The sequence below is a fragment of the Enterobacter sp. 4974935 genome (assembly GCF_058661735.1).
In genome coordinates this window covers 2909232-2935906 of the sequence record NZ_JBZWGT010000003.1, presented here as the reverse complement: position 1 = coordinate 2935906, position 26675 = coordinate 2909232, and the positions used below count along the sequence as shown (strand labels likewise).

20 protein-coding genes are annotated in these 26675 nt (G+C 58.5%); 11 read left to right on the top strand and 9 right to left on the bottom strand.

Translation table 11 applies throughout. From position 1 onward, the window contains the following. Positions 1–55: 55 nt before the first annotated feature. The 7 genes from AC4OVS_RS15350 to AC4OVS_RS15320 all read left to right on the top strand — a co-directional run bounded on the left by AC4OVS_RS15350 (position 56) and on the right by AC4OVS_RS15320 (position 9027). On the top strand, positions 56–1150 hold the full coding sequence (locus tag AC4OVS_RS15350) for an HlyD family secretion protein (protein WP_022647528.1): 1095 nt from the start codon (positions 56–58) through the stop codon (positions 1148–1150). Next, positions 1147–2718, top strand: a complete 1572-nt coding sequence (locus tag AC4OVS_RS15345) for a DHA2 family efflux MFS transporter permease subunit (protein ID WP_022647529.1) — start codon at positions 1147–1149, stop codon at positions 2716–2718. The genes AC4OVS_RS15350 and AC4OVS_RS15345 overlap by 4 nt, the downstream gene beginning before the upstream one ends. Beyond that, a complete protein-coding gene (locus AC4OVS_RS15340) occupies positions 2718–4241 on the top strand; it encodes an efflux transporter outer membrane subunit (protein WP_058646137.1) in 1524 nt (507 codons plus the stop codon). The genes AC4OVS_RS15345 and AC4OVS_RS15340 overlap by 1 nt, the downstream gene beginning before the upstream one ends. 102 nt (positions 4242–4343) lie before the next feature. After that, positions 4344–5384 carry an aldo/keto reductase gene (locus tag AC4OVS_RS15335; protein WP_058646138.1) on the top strand — a complete coding sequence of 347 codons (1041 nt, stop codon included), beginning with the start codon at positions 4344–4346 and terminating at the stop codon, positions 5382–5384. 161 nt (positions 5385–5545) lie between these two features. Continuing rightward, on the top strand, positions 5546–6922 hold the full coding sequence (locus AC4OVS_RS15330) for a glycoside hydrolase family 1 protein (RefSeq protein ID WP_023299654.1): 1377 nt from the start codon (positions 5546–5548) through the stop codon (positions 6920–6922). Positions 6923–6973: 51 nt separating this feature from the next. Beyond that, positions 6974–8296, top strand: coding sequence for a PTS sugar transporter subunit IIC (locus AC4OVS_RS15325; protein WP_023299655.1), 1323 nt, complete (start codon positions 6974–6976; stop codon positions 8294–8296). Positions 8297–8310: 14 nt separating this feature from the next. Then, positions 8311–9027: a GntR family transcriptional regulator gene (locus tag AC4OVS_RS15320; protein WP_015571043.1), complete on the top strand. Its 717-nt coding sequence runs from the start codon at positions 8311–8313 to the stop codon at positions 9025–9027. A gap of 41 nt (positions 9028–9068) precedes the next feature. On the opposite strand, the gene ldtB is transcribed toward AC4OVS_RS15320, so the two are convergent. Beyond that, the gene (gene ldtB / locus AC4OVS_RS15315) at positions 9069–9989 is read right to left on the bottom strand and encodes a L,D-transpeptidase (protein WP_003858435.1); all 921 of its coding nucleotides are present in this window, start codon (positions 9987–9989) and stop codon (positions 9069–9071) included. A 222-nt stretch (positions 9990–10211) separates the two neighbouring features. On the opposite strand from ldtB, the gene AC4OVS_RS15310 reads away from it, so the two are divergent. Continuing rightward, positions 10212–11807 carry an ABC-F family ATPase gene (locus AC4OVS_RS15310; protein ID WP_023299657.1) on the top strand — a complete coding sequence of 532 codons (1596 nt, stop codon included), beginning with the start codon at positions 10212–10214 and terminating at the stop codon, positions 11805–11807. A 92-nt stretch (positions 11808–11899) separates the two neighbouring features. Here the strand turns inward: AC4OVS_RS15310 and AC4OVS_RS15305 are convergent, their stop codons facing one another. After that, complete coding sequence (locus AC4OVS_RS15305) at positions 11900–14263, bottom strand: glycoside hydrolase family 31 protein (RefSeq protein ID WP_023299658.1); 2364 nt, start codon at positions 14261–14263, stop codon at positions 11900–11902. Between the two features lie 17 nt (positions 14264–14280). Beyond that, positions 14281–15582, bottom strand: coding sequence for an MFS transporter (locus AC4OVS_RS15300; protein ID WP_023299659.1), 1302 nt, complete (start codon positions 15580–15582; stop codon positions 14281–14283). Between the two features lie 285 nt (positions 15583–15867). Between AC4OVS_RS15300 and AC4OVS_RS15295 the strand changes: the two genes are divergently transcribed. Next, positions 15868–16941, top strand: coding sequence for a LacI family DNA-binding transcriptional regulator (locus AC4OVS_RS15295; protein ID WP_491922543.1), 1074 nt, complete (start codon positions 15868–15870; stop codon positions 16939–16941). Here the strand turns inward: AC4OVS_RS15295 and AC4OVS_RS15290 are convergent. From AC4OVS_RS15290 to AC4OVS_RS15275, 4 genes are all read right to left on the bottom strand, one after another. Beyond that, positions 16938–18194, bottom strand: a complete 1257-nt coding sequence (locus AC4OVS_RS15290; protein ID WP_038415728.1) for a DUF1479 domain-containing protein — start codon at positions 18192–18194, stop codon at positions 16938–16940. The two genes, AC4OVS_RS15295 and AC4OVS_RS15290, sit on opposite strands and share 4 nt — an antisense overlap. A 150-nt stretch (positions 18195–18344) precedes the next feature. Further along, positions 18345–19160 carry a Cof-type HAD-IIB family hydrolase gene (locus AC4OVS_RS15285; RefSeq protein ID WP_032624595.1) on the bottom strand — a complete coding sequence of 272 codons (816 nt, stop codon included), beginning with the start codon at positions 19158–19160 and terminating at the stop codon, positions 18345–18347. A gap of 166 nt (positions 19161–19326) precedes the next feature. After that, on the bottom strand, positions 19327–21759 hold the full coding sequence (locus AC4OVS_RS15280; RefSeq protein WP_491922542.1) for a formate C-acetyltransferase/glycerol dehydratase family glycyl radical enzyme: 2433 nt from the start codon (positions 21757–21759) through the stop codon (positions 19327–19329). Between the two features lie 4 nt (positions 21760–21763). Then, a complete protein-coding gene (locus tag AC4OVS_RS15275; protein WP_023305754.1) occupies positions 21764–22663 on the bottom strand; it encodes a glycyl-radical enzyme activating protein in 900 nt (299 codons plus the stop codon). 127 nt (positions 22664–22790) lie between these two features. Between AC4OVS_RS15275 and fsa the strand changes: the two genes are divergently transcribed. Continuing rightward, on the top strand, positions 22791–23453 hold the full coding sequence (gene fsa, locus AC4OVS_RS15270) for a fructose-6-phosphate aldolase (RefSeq protein WP_491922541.1): 663 nt from the start codon (positions 22791–22793) through the stop codon (positions 23451–23453). Positions 23454–23551: 98 nt separating this feature from the next. Here the strand turns inward: fsa and moeB are convergent, their stop codons facing one another. Both moeB and moeA read right to left on the bottom strand, forming a co-directional pair. Next, complete coding sequence (moeB, locus tag AC4OVS_RS15265) at positions 23552–24304, bottom strand: molybdopterin-synthase adenylyltransferase MoeB (protein WP_038415730.1); 753 nt, start codon at positions 24302–24304, stop codon at positions 23552–23554. A gap of 1 nt (position 24305) precedes the next feature. Beyond that, on the bottom strand, positions 24306–25538 hold the full coding sequence (gene moeA, locus AC4OVS_RS15260) for a molybdopterin molybdotransferase MoeA (protein ID WP_491922540.1): 1233 nt from the start codon (positions 25536–25538) through the stop codon (positions 24306–24308). Positions 25539–25727: 189 nt separating this feature from the next. Here moeA and iaaA point away from each other — a divergent pair, with 189 nt between their 5' ends. Beyond that, a complete protein-coding gene (gene iaaA, locus AC4OVS_RS15255) occupies positions 25728–26666 on the top strand; it encodes a beta-aspartyl-peptidase (protein ID WP_126503625.1) in 939 nt (312 codons plus the stop codon). Positions 26667–26675: the final 9 nt, after the last annotated feature.

Here is a 26675-nt window from a genome sequence, read left to right as displayed (position 1 = left end):
GCTTTAGTGAACGGCATAGTGTGATGCCGCTCACTGACAGGACCGTTGCTGAACTATGGCAGAAGATCAAAATCCACCTGCTGACGAGCAGGATCAAAACAATAACGAGCGCAAGCGCCCGGGCAAAAAACCGTTAATTATCCTTGGCATCGTGGTCATCGTGATGGTGATCGTGGCGCTGGTCTGGTGGTTTTTAACCCGTAACGAAGAGACCACCGACGACGCCTTCACCGACGGCGACGTAGTGACCATTGCCCCAAAAACGGCAGGCTACGTTACCGAACTTCGCGTGCGGGATAACCAGCGTGTAAAGAAAGGGGATGTGCTGGTGGTGATCGATCCGCGTGATACCACCGCCCAGCGCGATCAGGCTCAGGCCCAGCTTGGGCTGGCGGTTGCGCAGTTGCATCAGGCACAGGCGCAGCTGGCGCTCTCGAAGGTGCAATATCCCGCCCAGCGCGATGAAGCCAAAGCCCAGGTACTGAAAGCCCAGGCGGATATGGCCAACGCTCAGGCGGAGTACCGCCGTCAGCGCGGCGTTGACCCCCGCGCGACCACACAACAAAGCATCGATGCCGCGAACGCTCAACTGCGGAGTGCACAGGCGGGTCTGGCCAGCGCGCAGGCGCAGCTGGAGGTGGCGGAGCAGGTCCAGCTGCAAATCCGCCAGCAGGAGACTAACGTCGAAGCCCGCGAACGGCAGGTCGATCAGGCCAGAGCGCAGTTGGAAACCGCCAACCTGAACCTCTCTTATACCGAAGTCCGCGCCCCGTTCGACGGTTTTGTCACCAAACGCAACGTCCAGCCTGGTACGCTGGTGCAGGCAGGCACGGCACTGTTCTCGCTGGTTTCCCCGAACGTGTGGGTGGTGGCGAACTTCAAGGAGTCGCAGCTTGAACGTATGAAGCCGGGCGACAAAGTGACCGTGTCCGTCGATGCCTGGCCGGATATGGCGCTCGAAGGCCATATTGACAGCATCCAGCAGGGCAGCGGCTCGCGCTTCTCCGCCTTCCCGTCGGAAAACGCCACCGGTAACTTTGTGAAGATCGTTCAGCGCGTGCCGGTGAAAATCGTCATTGATAAGGGGCTGGATCCGAACAAACCGCTGCCGCTGGGGCTGTCGGTTGAACCGAAGGTCACCGTGGAATGACGGACAGCAGCCACGAAAACTGGAAGCCCGCCAGTAACCCGTGGGCGGTGGCGATTGTGGTCACCCTGGCGGTGTTTATGGAAATTCTGGACACCACCATCGTCAACGTGGCGCTGCCCCACGTCGCGGGGTCGCTCTCGGCCAGCTATGACGAATCCACCTGGGTGCTCACCAGCTACCTGGTGGCGAACGGCATCGTGCTGCCGATCTCGGCCTTCCTGAGCCGGCTGTTTGGCCGCAAGCAGTTCTTCCTGATCTGCATTGTGATGTTCACCATCTGCTCGTTCCTGTGCGGCATCGCCACCGAGCTTTGGCAAATCATCCTGTTCCGCGTGATGCAGGGCTTCTTTGGCGGCGGGTTGCAGCCCACGCAGCAATCGGTGCTGCTCGATTACTTCAAGCCGGAGGACAGGGGCAAAGCCTTTGGCCTTTCATCCATTGCCATTATCGTCGCGCCGGTACTTGGCCCGACGCTGGGAGGCTGGATCACCGATAACTACTCCTGGCGCTGGGTGTTCTTTATCAATATTCCGGTAGGGATTGTGACGGTGCTGGCCATCTATCAGCTGCTGGAAGATCCGCCGTGGGAGAAAAAGTCGGAAGAGAAGCTCACCGTCGACTGGACGGGGATCGGCCTGATCGCTCTCGGACTTGGCTGTTTGCAGGTGATGCTCGACCGGGGCGAAGATGATGACTGGTTCTATTCGAATTTTATCCGCACCTTCGCGGTACTGACGCTGGTCGGCATTATCGGCGCGATCTACTGGCTGATGTATGCCAAAAAGCCGGTGGTGGATCTGCACTGTATGAAGGATCGCAACTTTGCGATCTCCAGCCTGCTGATGGCGGGGATGGCGATGATCCTGTACGGCAGTTCGGTGGTTATTCCGCAACTGGCGCAGCAGGATTTGGGCTATACCGCCACCTGGTCCGGGCTGGTGCTCTCGCCCGGCGCGGTGCTGATTGTGCTGACTATTCCGCTGGTACTGAAGCTGATGCCGGTGGTGCAGACGCGCTGGATCATCGCCTTCGGCTTTACCTGCCTGGCGGTGTCGTTCTTCTGGTCCCGGACGCTGACACCGGATATCGATTTCGAAACGCTGGTGCTGTTCCGCAGCGCCCAGTCGATTGGACTCGGGTTCCTGTTTGTGCCCCTCACCACCATCGCCTTTATCTCGATCCCGAGGCGGCTTAACGCCGACGCGGCGGCGCTGTTTACCATGTTCCGCAACGTGGCTGGCTCGATTGGGATTTCGCTCTCGACGGCGGCGATCACCGAGCGCTCGCAGGCGCACAGCGCGCATCTGGCTTACCACGCTTCGCCGTTTAATGAGCAGTTCCAGCTGGCGATACGCGAAAGCGCCCAGGCGATCCAGAACTTCACCACTCAGGTGGGCGATCCGACCGGCATTGCCACCGGGCGGATGTACCAGACCATGATCGAGCAGTCGCGCTTTCTGGCCTACATTGACGTCTTCACCATTCTGAGCGCGGTGGCCTTCTTACTGATTCCGTTTTGTTTGTTGCTCTCGCCGGTTAAGAGCGAGGGGAGTGCAGGAGCACACTGATGATACACAGACGTTTACACCCCCTGATGATAATGATGCTGCTGGTGGGCTGCGCCGTCGGGCCGGACTACCAACAGCCTGCACCGCCCGCCACCACGCACTGGAACGATAAGGGCGACGGCGCGGTGAAATCACAAACGTCCTCCGCGGCAACTAACCCGCGCTGGTGGAAAACTTTCGGCTCGCCGCAGCTCGACAGCCTGATTGAACGCGCCATCGCCGGAAATCTGACGCTACAGCAAACGGTATTGCGCATTGCCGGCGCGCGCGAACAGATTAACCAGGCCGGCGGGGCATTTTTCCCGTCGGTGAATGGCAATGTGCAGGCGACGCGCCAGCAGCTTGGGCTGGAAGGGGAGCTGAAATCCCACGGCGTGTATGACCAGTTGAATAATGTCGATCCGCAGTTGCGAAGCGCGTTAGGCCCGCTGACGCAGCCGATTAACCTCTATCAGGGCAGCTTCGACGCTCAGTGGGAAATCGACCTGTGGGGCAAGGTGCGCCGTCAGGTAGAAGCGGCCGAGGCGCAGCAGCGGGCGGCGATCGAGCAGCGTAACGATGCGCTGGTCTCGCTGGAAGCCGAAGTGGCGCGGGCGTGGCTACAGCTGCGAGGGGCGCAGAGCATCATTGCCACGCTTAATACGCAAATTGAAAGCGCGCAGCAGACGCTGGATCTGACCGAAAGCCGCCAGCGGGGCGGGCTGTCACCGCAGATGGACGTAGAAAACGCCCGGGCGCAGCTGGGCAATCTTGAAGCCCAATTGCCGCAGTATCAGGCGCAGGAACGCCAGGCGATGAACGGGCTGGCCATCCTGCTCGGCAAACCGCCGGGGGCGCTGGATGCCGAATTACAATCCGTGCAGCCGATGCCAGCGTTGCCGGATATTGTGCAAACCGGCATTCCGTCAACGCTGGCGCGTCGTCGCCCGGACGTGCGCGAAGCTGAGGCGAACCTCCATGCCGCTACGGCGCAAATTGGCGTCTCGGTAGCCGAACTGTTCCCAAGCTTCACCCTCTCCGGGCAGTTTGGCCTGCGTAACAGCGAATCCGGCTGGCTGACCGACTGGAGCAGCCACTTTTACAGCTTCGGTCCGCAGGTCTCCATCCCCATCTTCCAGGGCGGTCGGCTGGTCTCCAGCGTCAAGGTGGCCCGCGCACAGCAAGGGGCGGCGGTGCTGGACTACCGTCAGACGGTGCTGACGGCGCTCGGCGACGTTGAAAACGCGCTGGTGAGCTATCGCACTGACCAGCAGCGTGAGGCGGGCCTGGCGAAAACCATCGACGCGCTGCAAAACGCTTTTGATCTCGCCAGCGACAGCTACCGGCAGGGGATCGCCAGTTTTATTGACGTGCTGGACGCCCAGCGTCAGCTCGCTCAGGCCGAACAGCAGCGGGCGCAGGCGCAGGTGCAGAGCGCGCTTGACCTGGTGGCGCTCTACAAAGCCCTCGGCGGCGGCTGGGAGCCGTATCAGCAGGTTCAGCTGCCAGACTACAGCGTCTTTGGCGATGCCCCGCGCGGATAGATTCAGAGGATTGGGCAAGAAACGGACAGGAACGCCACATTCGCGATGGCTGGGGGGCGGGTATAACTAACAGACACCCAATCGACATGCGAGGAAAGCGTTATGCGTTATCAAAAACTGGGCAATACCGGACTGTTTGTTTCTGAACTCTGCCTCGGCACCATGACCTTCGGCGGCGAGGGCGGCATGTGGGGCAAGATTGGCCAGCTAAGGCAAAACGAAGCCGAGCAGCTGGTGGGCCGCGCGCTGGACGCGGGCATCAACTTTATCGACACTGCCGACGTCTATTCGGAAGGACGCTCGGAGGAGATCCTCGGGCAGGCGCTGAAAAACCTGAACGTTCCACGTGAAAACGTGGTGGTTGCCACAAAGGTGTTTGGTGAAACGGGCACGGCGGGAGTGAACTCACGCGGCGGCTCGCGCTATCACATTATCGACAGCGTAAAGAACAGCCTGCGCCGCCTGCAGCTCGATCATATCGATCTCTATCAGCTGCACGGTTTCGACCCCGCGACCCCCATCGAGGAGACGCTTTACGCACTGGATAACCTTGTGCAGCACGGTCACGTGCGATACATCGGCGTCTCGAACTGGACTGCGTGGCAGATTGCCAAAGCGCTCGGTATTTCTGAACGTCTTGGGCTGGCGCGTTTCGCATCGTTGCAGGCGTATTACACCATTGCCGGACGTGACCTGGAGCGCGAGCTGGTGCCGATGATGCAGAGCGAAGGCGTCGGATTGATGGTCTGGAGCCCGCTGGCGGGCGGCCTGCTGAGCGGAAAATACGGTCGTGACGGGCAGAGCGAAACCGGAGGCCGCCGTCTGGAATTTGACTTCCCGCCGGTGAATAAAGATCGCGCCTTCGACTGCGTGGACGTAATGCGCGTCATTGCCGAGCGTAGGGGCGTCTCCGTGGCGCAAATCGCGCTGGCATGGCTGCTGCATCAAAAAGCGGTGACCAGCGTCATTATTGGTGCGAAACGCGTCGATCAGCTGGACGATAATATTGCCGCCACCGGGATCCGCTTAAGCGAAGACGAGCTTAAACAGCTTGATGCCGTCAGCGCGCTGCCGCGCGAATATCCAGGCTGGATGCTGGAGCGGCAGGGGGAATACCGTCGTAGTCAGCTCGCGCAGCAGTAACCTTCCTTTTCCCCGGTGGCGCTTCGCTTACCGGGGCTACTATCTCTGGTCTTTATTTCAACCCACCTCACAAAAAATACTCCTTCTCTTTGCCTGATGTTTCATCTCGATCTATATGACTAGTCATGAAATTTAAATGACTAGTCATATAGGGAGCAACCATGAACAAATCACTGCAAGCCAACTTTTTATGGGGCAACTCGGTATCCAGCATGCAGACGGAAGGGGCATGGAATGAGGGCGGGAAGGGGATGTCGGTATATGACATTCGGGAAGCAGGAGAAAACATCTCCGACTGGAAAGTGGCGACCGACTCCTACCACCGCTACCGGGAAGATTTCGATCTGATGCAGGATCTGGGCATGAACTGCTACCGCTTCCAGATCTCCTGGAGCCGCGTCTGCCCGCAGGGTGACGGCGAGTTCAACGCCGAAGGTATCGCGTTTTACGACCGCTTTATTAACGATCTGCTCGCCCGCGGTATTGAGCCGATGGTCTGCCTCTACCACTTCGATATGCCGCTGGCGCTGGCGCAGGAGTACAACGGCTTCAACGACCGCCGGGTGATGGAGGCCTTTATCCGCTACGGCAAGAAGATGATCGACTGCTACGGCGATCGCGTGAAGTACTGGCTGACCTTCAACGAGCAGAACATTTTCCATATGCCGGAAGCTTTTCGCATTTCCGGTTACATGAAAGGCGAGCAAACCCTGCGCGAGCTGTATGAGCTTCAGCACCATGCGATGGTGGCGCACATGACTCTTACCGAATACCTGCACCAGACTAAGCCAGGCAAGCTGATGGGCGGCATGCTGGCGCACCAGTTGATTTATCCAGCCACCTGCAAACCGCGCGATATCTTCTGCGCCCAGCAGTACGACGAATTCCTCAACCAGAACCTGCTGCGCGTCTTCGCGGGACAGGGCTACAGCCCGGCGGTGATGGCGGTGGTGGAGCAGGAGGGCTTCGGTGATATCTACCGCGCAGACGATCTCGCGCTGTTTGCGCGTACGAAGAACGACTTTATGGCCTTCAGCTATTACGCCAGCAAAACGCTGGACAGCGATGCCATCCCGGAAGGCACGCCGGTGAACCATTACCTGCTGCATGGCGAGAAAAATAACCCGTACCTGAAAGCCACCGAGTGGAACTGGCAGATCGACCCGCTGGGCTTTCGCACCATCATCACCCGCTATGCCAACGACTGGCGGATGCCGGTATTCCCGATTGAAAACGGCATCGGCGTGATCGAGTCCTGGGACGGGGTAAACCCGATCGAGGACACCTACCGCATCGACTACCACCGGGCGCACATCGAGGCGATGAAAGCGGCAATATTCGAGGACGGGGCAGAGGTAATGGGCTACCTAGGCTGGGGCTTAATCGACATTCTCAGCTCGCAGGGTGACATGCGTAAGCGCTACGGCGTGGTCTACGTCAACCGTGAAAATCACGACCTGAAAGACCTTAAGCGCGTGCCGAAGAAGAGCTACGGGTGGTTAAAACAGGTTATCCATACTAACGGACGCGAGATGTAAGCCGTACGCTGCCGGGCCGTTTTTGTGACTGATTGATGGGAATACTCCGCTATGTCTGAAACAAAAATAACACCGCACATGCAGTCTTTTGTCGATAAATTTGTTGAGTTCTCGGCGCGCCTGGCAAACCAGGTACACCTGCGATCCCTGCGGGACGCTTTCGCCACGGTGATGCCGATTTTCATCCTCGCCGGTCTGGCGGTGCTGGTGAACAACGTCGTGTTTCCATGGGTGCTGGAAGGCGACACGCTCACGCAGTTTAAGGTGTGGGGCGAGGCGATTATCAACGGCACGCTGAACATCGCCGCGCTGCTGCTGGCACCGATGATCGCCTGGTCGCTGGCGCGTAACAAAGATTTCGACAATCCGGTCTCGGCAGTGGTTATCGCCGTCAGCAGCTTCATCATCATGATGCCGATGCGCTTACAGATTACGCCTGTCGGCAGCGACGCCACGGTGAACGTCACCCAGGTGCTGACGTTCGCCAATATCGGCTCGACCGGCATTTTCGCCGGGGTGCTGATTGGGCTGCTCTCAACCGAGCTGTTTATCGCCATTTCACGGCTGAAGGCGCTGCACATTTCGCTGGGGGAGAACGTGCCTCCGGCGGTGAGCAAATCCTTTACCGCGCTGATCCCGACAATCCTCACGCTCTCCCTGTTTGCGGTGCTGGCGGCCATACTGGCGAACGTGCTGCATACGGATCTGATCCATCTCATTACGACATTCATTCAGCAGCCGCTGCGGCTGATCAACACCAGTCTGCCCGGGACGATCTTCATTTACAGCTTCGGTAACTTCCTGTTCACGCTCGGTATTCATCAGTCGGTAGTCAACAGCGTGGTGCTGGAGCCGTTTCTGCTGATCAACACCAACGAGAACATGCTGGCCTTTGCCAACGGCCAGCCGATCCCACACATCATCAACAACATCTTTGTGCCGACCTTTGGCATGGTGGGCGGGACGGGCAGCACTATCTCATTGCTGATCGCTATCTTCATCTTCTCAAGACAGAAATCAGCGAAGCAGGTGGCGCGTCTGTCACTGGCGCCGGGTCTGTTCAACATCAACGAGCCGGTGATTTTCGGCCTGCCGATTGTCTTTAACCTGCCGCTGATGATCCCGTTTGTGCTGCTGCCCGCCATCGGGATTTACTTTGCGTGGCTCTGTACCACGCTGGGTCTGATGTCGCGCTGCGTGGTGATGATCCCGTGGACCACGCCGCCGATCCTCAGCGCCTGGCTGGCGACGGCGGGGGACTGGCGGGCGGTGGTGGTGCAGTTGGCAATCATCGTATTTGGTGTATTCTTCTACCTGCCTTTCCTCAAGGTGGCCGAGCGAGTGGCCGTGAAAAACAGCGGGACAGAAAACTAATTTAAGGAAGGAAGATGGCGGCGAAGTACATCACCATAGCGCGGGAAATTAAGAAACGCATTATTACCCAGCAGTACGCCGCCAATGAACCGTTGCCGGACCAGTTCGCGCTGGCGGCGGAATTCAGCACCAGCCGGATGACCATTCAGCAGGCGATGCGTCAGCTGATCGTAGAAGGGCTGGTCTATACCCGGCAGGGACAGGGCACGTTTATCCGCAAAAATTTCCTCCAGCTTTCCCAGTGGGATCTCTCCGGCAGCGACTACTTTGGGGCGACCAAAACCTGGGAACATTTAGGCACGGTGACGAGCCAGGTGGTGCACTTCGAACTTCGCTTCCCGAACGAGAAAGAGCAGGCCTCGCTGATGATAAATCCGGATACGCCGATCTATGACTTCATCCGTCTGCGTTTACTCAACGGTGAGCCGATGTCCCTGGACGCCACGGTGATGCCGCTCAATCTGGTGCCCGGGCTGAACAAAACCCATCTTGAAAGTTCGGTATTCCGGTATGTGCAGGAGACGCTGGGGCTGAAGATCATGGGATCGTATCGTGTGGTGCGGGCGCTGAAGCCCAGTGCGCTGGATATGCAGCATCTGGTCTGTGAGCCAACCGACCCGGTGCTGGAGGTGGAGCAGGTGATCTATCTGGAAGATGGTACGCCGCTGGAGTACGCCCATTGTCACTATCGCTATGACCATGGCGGCATCGTAATTGTGAATAACGGATAAAAAAAAGCGGGCCTCGAGGCCCGCTTTGTTCGTGCTCGCGATTAGTTCAAACGCACCGGCATACCGGAACGGTTCTGAATCGCCTGGTCAACGATGGTCGTGTCAACATCCGCCTGAGAGGTAACGGACTGCACCGCGCTGGTCAGCTTAATCGGTACGATTTCGTTGTTGTTGATCTGATCTTCGCTGGTGGACAGCGGGTTATGCACTTCAATGTAACGGCTGCCGTCCGGCTCTGACGTCGCTTTCACCGGTTCGTTAATGAACTGCACGCGCGTACCGACCGGCACGTTATCGAACAGGAATTTGATGTCTTCATTACGCAGACGTACGCAGCCGTGGCTTACGCGCAGGCCGATACCGAAGTTGGCGTTAGTACCGTGGATGGCATACAGACGGCCAATGTACAGCGCGTACAGACCCATCGGGTTATCCGGGCCAGCAGGCACAACCGCCGGTAGCGGTTCACCGGCAGCAATGTACTCAGCGTGCATTTTGGCGGTCGGCGTCCAGGTTGGGCCCGCTTTCTTACGCTCCACTTTGGTGGTCCAGTTCAGCGGGGTGTCTTTACCCAGCTGACCGATACCGATAGGCAGAACGATCACGGTGTTGGTGCCTTTCGGGTAGTAATACAGACGCATTTCGGCGCTGTTAATCACGATACCTTCGTGCACGGTATCCGGCAGGATCAGCTGCTGTGGAATGTTGAGTACGGTACCCGCTTTCGGCAGATACGGGTCAACGCCCGGGTTCGCTTCCAGCATGTTAGACAGGCCGAGCTGATACTGCGCCGCGAAGTATTCCAGCGGCTGAGTGTTACCTTCCGGAACTGTCACCACCTGGTTTTCACCCACCAGACGGCTTCCGTCTGTCGGCAGGGGATACGTCACCGCAGACGCGGTCTTACAAAAACCTACTACGGCTAACGCCGCCGCAAAAAGCGTTGTTAATTTCATGTTCATGTTATGCGAGGTATCTAAGCCATTCTGGCGATGAGTTGAGAAGTCTGAATCTGTAATGGGAGCGCATTATATGTGCATTCCCGTTAACTGGGAATTCAGATGTGTACGAAATCACATTTTTTTCGATTTTGTTAAAGTTTAGTGGATTACCGCAACACAGGATCTCAATTCGGAATTGTGGCATAATGCCGCGTTTATCACACTTTTCGCAGGAATCTCTCCGTGTTAGTTACCAGCAACGTCACTATGCAGTTTGGCAGTAAGCCGCTGTTCGAAAATATTTCCGTCAAATTTGGCGGCGGCAACCGTTACGGCCTGATTGGTGCCAACGGTAGCGGAAAATCCACCTTTATGAAGATCCTCGGCGGTGACCTGGAGCCGACGCTGGGCAACGTGTCGCTCGACCCGAACGAGCGTATCGGTAAGCTGCGTCAGGATCAGTTCGCCTTCGAAGAGTTCACCGTGCTCGACACCGTGATCATGGGGCATGCGGAGCTGTGGGAAGTGAAGCAGGAGCGCGATCGTATCTACGGTCTCGCTGAGATGAGCGAAGAAGACGGTTACAAAGTGGCCGACCTGGAAACGCAGTACGGCGAAATGGACGGTTATTCTGCGGAAGCGCGTGCGGGCGAACTGCTGCTGGGCGTCGGCATTCCTGTTGAACAGCATTATGGTCCGATGAGCGAAGTTGCGCCAGGCTGGAAGCTGCGTGTGCTGCTGGCGCAGGCGCTGTTCTCTAATCCAGACATCCTGCTGCTCGACGAACCGACCAACAACCTGGACATCGACACCATCCGCTGGCTGGAGCAGACGCTGAACGATCGCGACAGCACCATGATCATCATCTCGCACGACCGTCACTTCCTGAACATGGTGTGTACCCACATGGCGGATCTGGATTACGGCGAGCTGCGCGTTTATCCGGGCAACTACGATGAGTACATGACGGCGGCAACCCAGGCGCGTGAACGTCTGCTTGCCGACAACGCCAAGAAGAAAGCGCAGATTGCGGACCTGCAATCCTTCGTGAGCCGCTTCAGCGCCAACGCCTCTAAATCGCGCCAGGCAACGTCGCGTGCCCGTCAGATCGACAAAATCAAACTCGAAGAGGTAAAAGCCTCCAGCCGTCAGAACCCGTTCATCCGCTTCGAGCAGGACAAGAAGCTGTTCCGTAACGCGCTGGAAGTGGAAGCCCTCACCAAAGGCTTCGATGAAGGCCCGCTGTTCAAAAACTTCAACCTGCTGCTGGAAGTGGGCGAGAAGATTGCTATCCTGGGCGCCAACGGCGTGGGTAAATCTACCCTGCTGAAAACTCTGGTGGGCGAAATGCAACCGGATAACGGTACCGTGAAATGGTCTGAAAACGCGCAGATTGGTTACTACGCGCAGGACCATGAATATGAGTTCGAAAACGATCTGACCGTCTTCGACTGGATGAGCCAGTGGAAGCAGGAAGGCGACGACGAGCAGGCGGTACGCAGCATTCTGGGGCGTCTACTGTTCAGCCAGGACGACATCAAAAAGCCCGCCAAAGTGCTCTCCGGTGGTGAAAAGGGCCGTATGCTGTTCGGCAAGCTGATGATGGAAAAACCGAATATCCTGGTGATGGACGAACCAACCAACCACCTGGATATGGAATCGATCGAATCCCTGAACATGGCGCTGGAGATGTATCAGGGCACCCTGATCTTCGTCTCTCACGACCGTGAGTTCGTCAGCTCCCTGGCGACCCGCGTGATCGAAATCACGCCAGAGCGCGTGGTGGACTTCACCGGTAACTACGAAGATTACCTGCGCAGTAAAGGTATCGAGAGTTAAAAAAATAGCCGGGTGGCGGCTTCGCCTTACCCGGCCTACGCTCTATCCCCTCTCCCTGTGGGAGAGGGTTAGGGTGAGGGCATCAGGCCGCACTAAACCACCCACTCGCCCCCTTCAACCCCGTTCACCCGCAGCGTACGTTTTTCCCCCGTCGGTAATGACACCTTCAGTGCCTTCCATGCCGGACGATAGTCGCCGCGCGCATTCACCTTCAGGTTGATACTTGTGCCGTCGCACACCATCTCCCATTCCACCCACAGCGCATTGCCGTTCAGGTAGTCCCAGCTTTCGCCGTCATCCTCAAACAGCAGCCCGGAGGTGGTGCCGACGCCTTTCACCGGGAACAGTTTTAGCTCACGGGTATCGTCTTTATCGGCGCTCACGTGACGGATGCGTTCGCTGAGCGGCAAACCGGCCCCGGCGCGTACCAGAAGCGGCAGTTTTTCCAGCGGCGCATCAAGGACGATCGATTGCCCGCCCGCATACCACGCGTGGGTGTAAAAATCGTACCAGCCGGTTTCGTTATCCGGCAGCCAGACGCGGCGCTCGCGCTGCCCGGCTTCGACGACGCTAGCCACCAGCAGGTCACGGCCCAGCAGGAAGTCGTCGCACTCTTCAAAGGTCTGCGCATCGTGTTCATGATCGAGGAAGGTCGGGCGCAGCATCGGCTCGTCGTCGGCGTGCGCCTGCCAGAGCAGGGTGTAGAGATACGGCAGCAGGCGATAGCGCAGTTCAATGGCGCTGCGAATCGCAGGGGTCACGCCCGGGTACATCCACGGTTCGTTCACGGTGCGATCGTCATTCCACGAGTGGATGGTAAAGCGCGGATGCATCACGCCGTTCTGTACCCAGCGCACGAACAGCTCGGCATCCGGCTTGTCGCCGGAGAAACCGCCGACGTCGTGACCGACGTTGAACAGTCCGGACAGGCTCATGCCCAGGCCCATGCGGATGTTATAGCGCAGGGTGTCCCAGTTGGTACGGTTGTCGCCGCTCCAGGTCTGAACGTAGCGCTGCATTCCGGCACAGCCGGAGCGGGAGATCAGATACGGACGTTTATCCGGCGCAAAGCGCTGCTGTGCTTCCAGCGAGGCGCGCATCATCAGCAGCGGCATCACCGGGCGAATATGCTTGATGGCGATCTCCTGGCCGAAGCCATAGCAGCGCGCTTCCCCGTCCCACACTTCATACTCGTTGTTGTCGTTCCAGGTGGAGTCGATGCCCATCTCCAGCAGCTGCGTGGTCACGCCGTTCTGCCACCACTGCACCGTCTGCGGGTTGGTGAAATCGAGATGCGATCCTTCGTCATCCCAGAAGCTGGAACGTTCAGGCGCATCGGTTTCTGAATCGCGAATGAACAGGCCGCGTTCCGCCACTTCGCCGTAGCGGGGATGATCCTGCAACAGACACGGCTTGATGTTTGCCGCAAGCCGCAGCCCCGCGTCGTGGAACGCCTGGCTCATCACCTTCGGCTGCGGCACTTTGTCGTAGTTCCAGTTAAAGACGTAGCGCTTGCCGTTAATCGAGGTATAGCCGGAGGAGAGCTGGAACGAGTCGCACGGAATGGCATGCTCATCGCACAGGCGGATGAAGTTCATCAGCTGGTCCTGCGCGTCCGGCGCGTCGGTGTAGTGCATGGTTGAGCCGCTGTAGCCCAGGCTCCACTTCGGTCCGAACAGCGTTTTCCCCGTCAGGCGCACGAAGGTTTTCGTCACGTCCAGCACGCGCTTGCCAGTGAAGAGGTAGTAGTCAATATCGCCCGCTTCCGCCTGCCAGCGGCGGTAGGCGGTGTGATAGTTGTCGATCTCGTTACCCAGATCCAGCCAGCAGCTGCTCAGGTTATCGTAGAACAGGCCGTAGCTCACGTCATCGCGACGGGTGAGGGTGAACGGGATGTGCTTGTAAAGCGGATCGGTGCTGGCGGCGTTATAGCCCATCGCGTCCAGGTTACGCATCTCATAGCGTTTGCCGTTGCGCTGTAAATCACCCGCTTTCTCACCCAGACCGTAAAAACGTTCATCCTTACGGCGGCTGAGATAGTGCGCCACGCCGTCACCGTGGGCGTTCAGCAGGTAGGCGCTGGTCGGGCGGTCATTGACCAACGGCTGCCACTCGCCCGCCTCATTGCGGTAGTGCCACTCCAGCCACAGGGGCTGGTGGACGGTGACGCGCAGCTGTTCGGTCGCTACGGTTAACGCATCGCCCTGCTGCGTCAGTGTCCAGGCCGGGCAGGTGAAGCCGCTGACATCGTCACGACGGCGGCCTTCCCACGGTACGTCTTGTTCCGGCGCGATGCTCCAGGTGCGGTCCAGCGCCAGCTGGCCTTTACGCTTGATCAGCACGCGGAACAGATTCTCTTCCAGCACATACAGGCACAGACGGTGCTGGTTATCCACCAGCAGTTCCAGATGATTCGCTGACTGCGTATCGATGGTCCAGTTTTTCAGGGTTTTCATATGCAATACATCCACTATCAGGCGCGCTTGGCGCGACGTTCAGCAATAAATGCCACCAGGAAGAAAGCGCCAATCAGGTCAAAGAAGCCCATGGCGATAAAGAGCGGGTTGAAGCCGATTTTGTCGGCGGTCACCCCAATCAAAAGAGAGAACAGGAAGCTGGCGATCCACGCCGCCGAGCCGCGCATGCCGTTAACCGTCGCCATCTGGCCCTTGTCGAACGACTCCACGACCAGCGCGCTCAGCATGCAGGAGATGATCTGGTGGCCGAAACCGCCGATGGAGATCAGCACGATGGTGATATACGGGTCGCGGGTCACGGCCACAACGGCCAGAGAAATCATCAAAAACGCGCCGGTCACTGAACTTGCCACCACCGAGTTGACGCGGGTGCAGCCGAACCAGCGGGTATAAAGCCGGGTGAGGTAGCCGCTCGCCACGCTGCCGAGGTCGGCGGCGAGGAACGGCAGCCAGGCGAACATCGCGATCTGTTTCAAATCCATGCCGTGCTCTTTGGCGAGGTAAAGCGGCACCCAGAAGCTCAGCACCGCCCAGGCGGGTTCCGCCATAAAGGCCGGAATGGCGATACCGTAGAACCGTTTGTTCTTCGAGACGGTTTTCAGCGCGGTCAGAAAGGGCAGCCTGACCGGTGCGGGCTCGTTATCCTGTTTGATAAACGCCAGCTCGTCGCGGCTCAGGTTCGGGTGCTGCTCCGGGTTGTGATAGAAGATCCACCACAGGATCACCCACAGCAGCGCCAGCACGCCGGTAAACATAAACGCACCCTGCCAGCCGAACGACGCATGAGCGAAGTAAATGATTGGCGGAGCCAGCATCGCACCGATGGAGAAGCCCACGCCCGCCCAACCGGCGGCAACAGGACGCTCTGATTTCGGGAACCATTCACCGATGGTTTTGGCGTTCGCTGGCGTGGCGGCGGCTTCGGACGCGCCCATAAAGAAGCGCAGGATCGCGAGATGCAGCCAGCTCCCGGCACCTGCGTGGAAGATACACATCAGCGCCCAAATCCCGGCGCAGACCATAAAGCCAATCTTGAGGCCGATAACGTCAATCAGCCAGCCGCAAAGGGGCTGGAAAATGGTATAGGCGATCTGGAACGCGCCGACGATCCACGAGTATTGCTCGGTGGTGATACCAAGGCTCTCTTTCAGCTCGGGGGCGAGAATACCTAACGAGTTACGGGTGATGTAGTTTACGGTCACGCCAAGAAGAAACAGCACCAGTACGTACCAGCGCAGATTCTTAATGACGCGACGGGTTTTGCTTGTCGCAACGGTGTTGTTGATGTCCTGACTCATTTTCTTCTCCACAAGACGGACGGTAAGGGACAAAGGTTCAGGTGTCACACAGCGTCAGGCGTTTGAAAGTTATCTGTTTTAGAGTGCTAAGCTGCTATACAACTAGTATGGAAGTTGTGTGACAGGTTCACCTTAAGAGAGAAATTGAGCAGGAAATAGTGGATTTTGTGCAAACTTTCTCATAACCGAGGTTTAATTTTCGGCATTATGGCCTTCTCGCAAGTTATTACCTGATAAAGATGTTGTGAAAATTTTTTCATTTCACATCCGGAGCCAGATCACAAAATGGATAAAAGGCTTAAAATCACCGAAATCGCCGCCCGTACCCGGCTCTCCATCAGCACCGTTTCCCGCGTGCTGGCGGGGAAGGCAAACACCAGCGAAAAAGCACGGGCAATGGTGCTGGCATGCGCGCGGGAGCTGGGGGTAATGGAGGGCATGGCGGCGGGGCGTCTGCTGCTTAACAGCCTGATGGTGTTTGCCCCGCAGCGGGCGTTTGACGAGCGGTCTGACATCTTTTACTACCGCGTCATCCAGAGCGTGAGCAAAGGGCTGGCCTCGCACGAGGTTCGCCTGCGCTATTGTGCGCTGGAGGAGAACGACAGCGACGCCCAGCTGTTTCTGGCCCGCATGAACGAAGTGGACACCCAGGCGGCGATCCTCCTCGGTATCGACGATCCGCATATCCACGATCTGGCGGTAGACGTGGGCAAACCCTGCATGCTGATTAACTGCCGGGACCGCCACATGCGCCTGCCCGCCGTCGCGCCGGATCATCGCGCCATTGGCGAGCGGGCGGCGGAGTACCTGTTCGAGATGGGGCACCGGGAGGTGATGAATGTGCTGTGTCTGCGTCGCTATACCATGGAGCTGCGCCTGTCGGGGATCCGCGACGCGTGGCACGGCCATAACCTCAGGTTTAGCGACCGGCGCGATCTGCTGATGGTGCCAAGCTTCAGCGCCAAAGAGACGGAGCAGCTGGTGAGTGAGTGGCTTCACCAGCAAAAAGGGAAAGATCTGCCGACGGCGTTCCTGGTGGGCGGCGACTTTATGGCGGCGGGGACCATCAGCGCCCTGCAAAAACACGGTCTGCGCGTGCCGCAGGATGTCTCGGTGATGAGCATCGACGGCTTTAATCTCGCGGCGATTCAGGATGTGCCTCTGACGGCGGTGCATGTCCCGCGCGATGAGCTGGGAACAGAAGCGGTATATATGCTCCAGCAGCGGCTGATGCGCCCGGACGCGCCGGTCGGAACATTGCTGCTGAACGGCACGCTGGCCGTGCGGGAATCGGTACGGCGGATACGTCAGGGAAAACGACGCACCGCCGTTGAGCGGGAAGGGCTTTACGACAGTTAAGCCATGCCCAGCGCGCGCTTGCCGTGGATGTTCAGATCGTTCACGGTGAAACGGTCCTGCCAGCTTTTCTCATAATCCTCGCGCGGGAAATCTCCCGGTGACGCGCCGGTTTCCAGCGCTTCCTTGACCTTTTTCGCGTAGGCGAGGTTTTTCTCGCACATCGGCGCGGCAGGAATATACATCACGTTGCCCCAGCCCTGTTGGTTTTCCACCGGCGCGACCGAGTGGATCACATCGCAGTGCCACCAGACAGAATCACCGGCTTCCAGCGCGGGAATGCTGGTCAACGCTTCGATGAGCAGCGGATGCCACTTCTCAGAAATCGGCAGCACGCGCCCCGGCGCCACGCCGCACAGTTCGTCTTCCGGCACGTCGTCCAGCAGCGGACGCAGCAGAATGTAAGCCATCGCTTCCGGGATCGGCACCACGTGCAGCAGCCCCTGGCCGGGGATCATGTCCGACAGTGCCGTCCAGCCCTGGAAGGTGCGGAACACGGAGCATTTGGTGGTGTTATCCACCGTGTACTCTTCCACCTCGGTACGGTGCGCAGCATTCCACGGATCGTATTTCTCAACGTTGCCGTCAAACACGCGGGCAAAGACCTGCTGATAAGCGGGCAGCAGCCAGCGCTCCAGCGCGCCGGAATCGGTGTGTGCGCCAAGTCCTTTCGAGGTTGTTCCTGGTGGGCGGCGGCGAATGCGGTCCGGATAAATTACGCTCACGTCCGGGTCGAACCACTGCTTACCGTTGCTCTCAAATGTCCATAAACGGTTCAGGAACGACTGTACCTGTGCCATCTCTTCACTCTGGCGCGCCTGCATTTGCGCCTGAGACCAGTAGATCGGATAAATCTCCGGGCGAGAGGCCGTTAAGGTGCCGAAGAAGTTATCGCCGGGTCCTTTGTAAACCTCGTCAAACTTATTCAGATCGAGGTAGTCGAGCATCGATTGATCCCATGCCAGCGCCTGCTCGCGCGGGAAGTGGCCTTTGATCACCGCGCAGCCGCGACGTTTAACCGCTTCGCGCTGTTCGGCGGTGATCGTACCGTTTTTCACATCCGTAAAGGGGATTACCGGCCATACGGATTCACCTTTATTTTTAAGGGCATTAATTTCCGCCACGCGGGCGGCGATTTTGTCGCTAAGCCGGTCGAACACTGCCTGCACGTCACCGATCTGGGCCCGTAGCGCGCGTTTCATCTGACGAATTGCCGCTTTGTGGTCCGCTGGCAACGTTTCGCTGGTAAAGGTCATAACTGCCTCGCATCTTTCATTCGAAAGTAAAAGTGTCTACAAGTGATACTTTAAGTTAAAAATAAGTTAATGCAAGTTTAAAACCTTGACGGGCGCCACAGGATGGAAAAAGAGTGAAGGGGCCGGAGTGAGGCTCCGGCAGGTAGGGGATCAGACGTCGAACGGGGAGTGGGCGTCGAGCACGGCCTGAATCACATTCAGCGCGCCCTGATGGTTGTTATCGTCAGTAGTGTAACGGCTGACCGCTTGAATGCTTTCCGCCGCATTGCCCATCGCAAATGAATATTTCACCAGCTTCAGCATTTCCGCATCGTTGCCGCTGTCGCCAATGCCCACGCACGCCTGCGGGGAGACTTTCCAGCGTTTCAGCAGACGACTGATGCCGTTGGCTTTGTGCAGGCCCGGGATAATCAAATCGACAAAACCGAAGCCGCTGGTAACCGGCTTCATGATGCCGTCCAGGGAGACATGCAGTTTATCGACCAGGTTCGGGATATCGCTGTCCGGCAGGTTCAGGGAGAATTTAAACAGCACGTCGTCAATGTCGCGGTAATCGCTGATGGGTTTTAAGCGATGGTAGTGTTTCGACATCAGCTTCACGAACGCTTCTGGAGCCTTATCGCTGACGTACGCGCTCTCCAGCCCGCAGGCCACAAAGTTCAGCCCTTTGTCTTTCAGCAGTTCGCCAATGACGATCTGCGACTCATGGCGCGTCAGCTCGCCGTGGAAAATCTGTTCGCCGTGATCGAAGACCAGCGCGCCGTTTTCCGCGACGAAGGAGATCTGATCTTTCAGCTCCGGGAAAAAGGAGATGAGCTGGTAATACTGGTTGCCGCTGGCGACAACAAATTCGATGTTACGGGCTTTAAGCTGCTCAAACTGTGCCTGGAAGCGGTCACGATCGTACTGCTTGGCATCATCAAGGAAAGTTCCGTCCATATCGGTGACGATAACTTTTACGGTCATACTGTGCTCCTGGGTCACTGCGTTTTGAAACATTCTAATAACAAGGTGACGGGGAGCACAAATTTAATTTCGAATGAAAGTCAGAAAGCCGGGTGGCGGCTTCGCCTTACCCGGCCTAAGGGGAGACAATGTAGGCCCGGTAAGCGCAGCGCCACCGGGCGTTTTTTTACAGTGTATGCTCGGTACGGGCAATAATATCGTCCTGCGCATCAGGTGACAGGGCGGTGAAGAACGCCGAGTAACCCGCGACGCGCACCACCAGGTCACGATACTGATCAGGGTGTTTCTTCGCTTCCAGCAGCGTTTCGCGCGAGACAATGTTGTACTGAATATGCCAGCCCTTATGCACCTCGAAGAAGGTGCGCAGCAGCACCATCAGCTTCTGGCGATCGCTGTCGTTTTCCAGCGTCGACGGGTTCAGCTTCTGGTTAAGCAGCACGCCGCCGAGGATCGCTTCCGTCGGCAGTTTACCCACGGAGCCAATCACCGCCGTCGGGCCGAGGTGGTCGGTACCGGAGGCCGGGCTTGCCCCTTCCGCCAGCGGGGTGTGCGCTTTACGTCCGTCCGGCGTCGCCATGGTTGCTGCGCCAAACGGCACGTTTGCGGAGATAGACGACGTGCCCGCGTAGTAGTTACCCCCAATTGGGCCACGGCCATAGCGTGGGTTGTGATACTGCTTCAGTTCTTCAATGTAGGTTTCGTAGGCACGGGTCAGCAGCAGGTCCACGCTGTCATCGTCGTTGCCGTACTTCGGCGCGCCGTTGATCAGGCGCTGGCGCAGCTGCTCGTGGGTCAGCCCCTCGAAGTCATCCGCCAGCGCCGCCGCCAGCTGTTGCTGACCGATAACGCCCTGGTCAAACACCAGCTTCTTCACCGCGGCCAGGCTGTTACCGAGGTTGGCGATCCCCACCTGAAGGCCGGAAACCCAGTCATACTTCGCGCCGCCCTGCTTAATGCTTTTCGCGCGTTCGATGCAGTCGTCCACCAGCGCCGAGCAGAGAATATCGTGGACGTTCTCTTCCAGCATGGTGTCCACCACGTACTCGATTTCAATAGATTTGCGGGTGTAGTAGCGGATCTGGTTATCCCACGCCGCCATCACTTCGTCGAAATTGCCGAAATTACCGGCCGAAAGCGCTTTTTCCTGCGGCAGGAATACCTGGCCGCTGGTGGCATCGCGACCGCCTTCCAGCGCTGCCAGCATCACGCGGGCGAAGTTGATAAAGCTCATGCCGGTGCAGCGATAGCCCCACTTTCCGCCGACGGCGGTTTCGATGCAGCCAATCGCCGCATAGTCATACGCGTCCTCTCGTTCCACGCCGAGCTTGATAAATTCCGGGATGACGATTTCATCGTTGTTAAACGCTGGCATCCCGAAGCCGCAGCGGATCACCTGCACGCAGGCGTCGAGGAAGTCGTTGCTCATGCCCGCGTGGTAGCGCACGCTCAGGTTCGGCTGGGTGGAGCGCAGGCGACCGCAGGACTCCAGAATCGCGTAGGAGAGCGGGTTGACCGCGTCCATCGGCTCACCGTTGACCAGCTTCTGGCCGCCGATGGTAACGTTCTGATACAGCGGGCTGCCCGCAGAGGCTTTGGAGTGCGAGCCGGAGCGGATTTTGTTCACCTCCAGCAGCTTCAGCCAGCAGCTGTGCAGCAGCTCAATGGCGTGCTCGCGATCCAGACTCTGGTCCAGCTCCACGTCGCGGCGATAGTACGGGTAAAGGTACTGGTCCATACGGGCAAAGGAGACGGAGTGACCGTTGGACTCAATTTGCAGGATCAACTGAATGAAGTAGCACAGCTGTAGCGCCTGCCAGAAGGTTTTTGGCGGCTGGTGGGCGATGATGTCGCAGTTTTCCGCCATCGCCAGCAGCTCGTCGCGGCGGCTGTCGCGGGTTTCGCTGGCGGCCATCTCACGAGCCAGATCGGCGAAGCGCCTGATGTGCAGGCTTACGGCTTCCAGCACGATATCAATGGCTTTCAGGAACTGATCGCCGTGCAGATCGTCCAGTACCGTCAGGTTGATGCGCGAGCGGCGCTCGGCTACTTTCGCGCGCAGGCCGTCGAGCCCTTTCTCCAGCACCAGCGGGAAATTCACCGCCAGGTGTGCGTCACCGGAGGTCATGTTGCCTTCCGCTTTGATGATGCCGGTTTCCAGCAGGCCCTTCTGCTCGTCGGTAAACATACCGTAGCAGCGATCCTGTACCGTCTGGCCGCGCCACCACGGGCAGATTTCATGCAGAACGCGTTTATTCTCTTCGCTCACCGCAAAGCCTGCACCTGGACGGTCCGCCAGATCGTCAATCTCTTTCTCAATCCAGGAGACGGTATATTCCGGGAAGATCGGCGCGGCACGCACTTCGCTGGCCTGGTTACCGATAATCAGCTCGTCGTGCTTGATCCAGATGGTACGTTTTGCCAGGTGGTGGGTGAGGGCCAGCGCGCGACGTACCGGGATCGGCTTGTCCAGATGCTGCTGATACATTTCGGTATAGTGCTGCGCGCGTTCGGTACAGACCGGCGGCTTAACGATATGCACCAGAGCCGTTTTGTGCGCCTTGATGCGCTCGCTGAGGGTGTTGAGATTCAGGGTGGTCATAAGTTTATCCTCGTAAGGTCGCGGTTAACCCTTTCTGGCAGGCATACTGCTGCGCGAAGTCCAGCAGGGCAGGGTTATCCAGCGGTTTGTCAGGGGCAGAGTAGGGTTGGCCGAGCAGGGTGTATTTGTTCATGCCCAGCGTGTGATACGGCAGAAAATGAATATCATCGACGCCGAGTTCATCGGCGGCGAAGTTGGTAATGGCGGTAACCGACGCTTCATCGGCGTTAAAGCCCTGGATCAGCGGCACGCGGATGGTGATCTTCTTCCCGACGGTAGCCAGGCGCTTCAGGTTGTCCAGGATCCGCTTAGCAGAGCCATCGGTCCACTGCTTGAACACCTCGCCGTCGACATGTTTCAGGTCCGCCAGGAACAGATCGACATACGGCAGTGAAGGCTCGATATAATGCCAGGGCACGTGAAGGCAGGTTTCAACCGCAGTATGAATGCCTTGTTCATGGCTGGCTTTAAACAGGGCGTGCGCCAGGTCAGGATTCATAAACGGCTCGCCGCCGGAAAGGGTGATCCCGCCGCCGCTGCGGTCGTAGAAGGGCTTGTCGCGCAGCACGGTGGCCATAATCTCCTCCACCTGCTTCTCTTCACCGCAGACGGTAAGCGCCTGCGTCGGGCAGCAGTCGGTGAGGGCAGTGAGCGTCTTTTCACTTAATTTTTCACGATGGATGGTCAACCCGTTCAGCGCGCGTTCAACACACCCTGGCGCGGCCTGCTGACACAGGTCACAGCCGTCCAGACACAGACGGGCGTCAAACAGGACGTCCCGCGTGCGGGAGCGGCTTTCCGGGTTCTGGCACCAGCGACAGCCCAGCGAGCAGCCTTTCAGGAACACCACGGTTCGAATACCGGGGCCGTCGTGGGTGGAGTAACGCTGTATGTTGAAGATCATTTTTTTGCCCTCTAATTACATATGAAGATTAAATTACTTTCGAATGAAAGTTATCTTGATATGGGTCAATTCATGAGCAGGTTTTCTCGTGATAGGGTAAATGCAGGCTAATTTTGAGGGTGACATCATGGAACTTTATCTCGACACATCTGACGTTGCGGCAGTCAAAAAGCTGGCGCGTATCTTCCCGCTGGCGGGCGTGACCACTAACCCAAGCATTGTGGCGGCGGGTAAAACCCCCCTGGAAGAGTTGCTGCCCGCGCTGCACGACGCGCTGGGCGGCAAGGGCCGGCTGTTCGCCCAGGTGATGGCGAAGACCGCCGAGGGGATGGTGGAAGACGCACGTAAGCTGCGCGCGATAATCGATGACCTGGTGGTGAAAGTGCCCGTGACCGCTGAAGGGCTGGCGGCGATCAAAATGCTGAAAGCAGAAGGGATCCCGACCCTGGGTACCGCGGTATACGGCGCAGCGCAGGGGATGCTCTCCGCGCTGGCGGGTGCTGAGTATGTCGCCCCTTACGTGAACCGCGTGGACGCGCAGGGCGGGGACGGGATCCAGACGGTGATTGAACTGCAACAATTGCTGACGCTGCACGCACCGCAGTCAAAAGTGCTCGCCGCGAGCTTTAAAACCCCGCGCCAGGTACTGGACTGCCTGCTGGCAGGGTGCGAGTCCATCACGCTGCCGCTGGACGTGGCGCAGCAGTTTATTACCTCTCCGGCAGTAGATGCGGCAATTGTGAAGTTTGAGCAGGACTGGCAGGGGGCGTTTGGGCGGACGTCTATTTGATGCTGTTGCCGGGTGGCGCTGACGCTTACCCGGCCTACGATTTTCTCCCTCTCCCTGTGGGAGAGGGCCGGGGTGAGGGCATCAGGCCGCAGCAGGGTTTAACCTCCGCACACCTCACACCCCGGATTACGCATCAGCTTCATCTCGCGGAACTGACAGGTCATCGCGTCATACATCACGATTTTGCCCGCGGCGGGTGTGCCGTAATGCGCCAGCACCTTGATCGCCTCCATCGCCTGCAAGGAACCGATAACCCCAACCAGCGGCGCCATCACGCCCGCCTCGACGCAGGTCAGCGCATTCTCGCCAAACAGACGGCTCAGGCAGCGGTAGCAGGGCTCTCCCTCAGCGTAGGTGAAAACGCTGATTTGCCCCTCCATGCGGATGGCCGCGCCGGAAATTAGCGGCGTTTTATGGGCAAAGCAGCCCGCATTGAGCTGGTTGCGAATGGCGACGTTATCGGTGCAGTCCAGCACCAGGTCATGCCGTGCAATCTGCGCAAACAGCGCGTCGTCATCCAGCATCGCGTCAATCAGGGTGAACTGAACGTTGGGGTTAATTCGCGCCAGCGCCGTGCGCGCAGATTCCACTTTCGGCTGACCAACCGTCGCGTCGCTGTGCAGCGTCTGGCGTTGCAGGTTCGACACCGACACGGTATCGAAATCCAGTAACGTCATGCGGCCGACGCCCGCCGCAGCCAGATATTGCGCCGCCGCGCAGCCCAGCCCGCCAAGGCCGACAACCAGCACGCTGGCCGCCTTGAGCGCTTCCTGACCCTCGAAATCAAACCCGCGCAGCACGATCTGGCGGTTATAGCGCATCATCTCCGGGTCGCTCAGTTCCACCGTCATGTCAGCCTCCGAACAGGTGGTTAAAGCGTTCCACTTCAACCCATTCGCCCGCCTCAACGTGGCCGCGATCGCGCTCCAGCACGATAAAGCAGTTACCCTGGCTGAAGGAGCTAAAGATGTGCGAACCCTGATGCCCGGTGGTGCTCACCTCCAGCTCGCCATCGGCGTTGCGCGCCAGAATGCCGCGCTGGAAATCGAGACGGCCCGGAGATTTTTTGAGGCGCGTTGCCGCCCGTACGCGCACACGTTCCGGCAGCGGGTCGGCATTGTTGCCTGAAAGCTTCGCCAGCAGCGGGATCACCAGCTGGTAGAAGGTCAGCGCGGCAGAGACCGGGTTACCCGGCAGGCCACAGAACCAGCTGTGCGGAAGTTTGCCAAACGCGAACGGTTTGCCCGGTTTAATCGCCAGCTTCCAGAAGGCGATTTCACCCAGCTCTTCAAGCAGGGTTTTGGTGTAATCCGCTTCGCCAACCGAAACGCCGCCGGAGCTAATCACCACGTCGGCAGAGGCGTCCGCGTCGATAAACGCCGTGCGCAGTTTCTCCGGATCGTCAGGAATGATGCCGAGGTTAATCACCTCGCAGCCCAGTTGCTCAAGCATCAGGTGCACCGCCAGACGGTTGGTGTCGTAAATCTGCCCCTCGTTCAGCGGCTGACCCGGAAGCTGTAGCTCGTCTCCCGTTGAGAACACCGCCACGCGTACCTTGCGGACAACGTCAATCTCCGCGATGCCAAGCGATGCCAGCACCGGCAGTTCGGCGACCGTCAGTTTTTGCCCGGCGGCAAAGACCGTTGCGCCGAAGGTAATGTCTTCCCCGATGTGGCGGATATTCTGTCCCGCTTTGACGCTGGCGGTAAAACGCACGCCGTCGTCCGTTAGTTCGGTCTCTTCCTGCATCACCACGGCTTCACAGCCCTTTGGCACCGGCGCGCCGGTCATAATGCGCACGCAGGTGCCCGCTGGCCACTCACCGTTGAACGGCTGCCCGGCAAAGGCTTTACCTGCCACCGGCAGCGGCTGACCCGTTTGCAAATCCGCCAGACGTACGGCATAGCCGTCCATCGCCGCGTTATCGAACCCCGGCACGTTCAGCGGCGAGACGATATCGCGCGCGGCAATACGGCCAAAACAGCGCACAAGCGGCAGCGTCTCAACGTCGTGCAGGGGAGTAATACGATCAAGCATCTGCGAGAGTGCCGTCTCAAGCGGCATCAGTCCGGCGGTAAAATCCATGGTGGGCTCCTGCGGAGTAACAACGAAAGCGCTCATTATGGCAGAAAAGTGCGGCTAACTGTATGACCCGATGGGTGTACGCTTTACATCACAGTTGCGTCTTTCTATATTCAAAAATCATCTGAAGATTCGTCGACGATAATGATATTTATAGAAAAAGCAGCCAGCCAGGCTGATGGGTGATGCGAAATGAGTAAAGCGGTTATCGCAATTCATGGCGGTGCCGGGGCAATCACCCGTGCACAGCTCAGTCCCGAGCAGGAGAAGCGTTATATTGATGCGCTGAACGCCATTGTGGAAACAGGCCAGCGCATGCTGGAAGCGGGCGAAAGCGCGCTGGACGTGGTGACCGAAGCGGTGCGCCTGCTGGAGGAGTGTCCGCTGTTTAATGCCGGTATTGGCTCGGTCTTTACGCGCGATGAAACGCATGAACTGGATGCTTGCGTGATGGACGGCATCACCCTGAAAGCGGGGGCGGTGGCGGGCGTCAGCCGACTGCGCAATCCCGTACTGGCCGCGCGTCTGGTGATGGATCAAAGCCCGCATGTGCTGCTGACCGGGGCGGGGGCGGAGAAATTTGCCGTCGAGCACGGGATGGATACGGTCTCGCCCGATCTTTTTTCCACCGAGGAGCGTTACCGGCAGTTGCTGGAGGCCCGTACAGCGTGGATGACGCAGCTGGACCATGCCGCGCCGCTCGATGAACGCAGCAAAATGGGCACGGTAGGCGCGGTGGCGCTGGATAAAGCCGGTAACCTCGCCGCCGCGACGTCGACAGGCGGTATGACCAACAAGCTTCCCGGACGCGTCGGCGACAGTCCGCTGCCGGGGGCCGGGTGTTACGCTAATAACGCCACGGCGGCGGTGTCATGCACCGGAACCGGCGAAGTGTTTATCCGCGCGCTGGCGGCCTACGACATTACCGCGCTAATGGATTACGGCGGATTAAGCCTGAGTGAGGCCTGCGAGCGGGTGGTAATGGAGAAACTGCCAGCCCTGGGCGGAGAAGGTGGCTTAATCGCGGTGGATCGGGAGGGCAACGTGGCGCTGCCGTTCAACAGTGAAGGGATGTACCGGGCGTGGGGGTATGCCGGCGATGCGCCCAGCACAGGCATTTATCGTGAATAAGGGGGCATT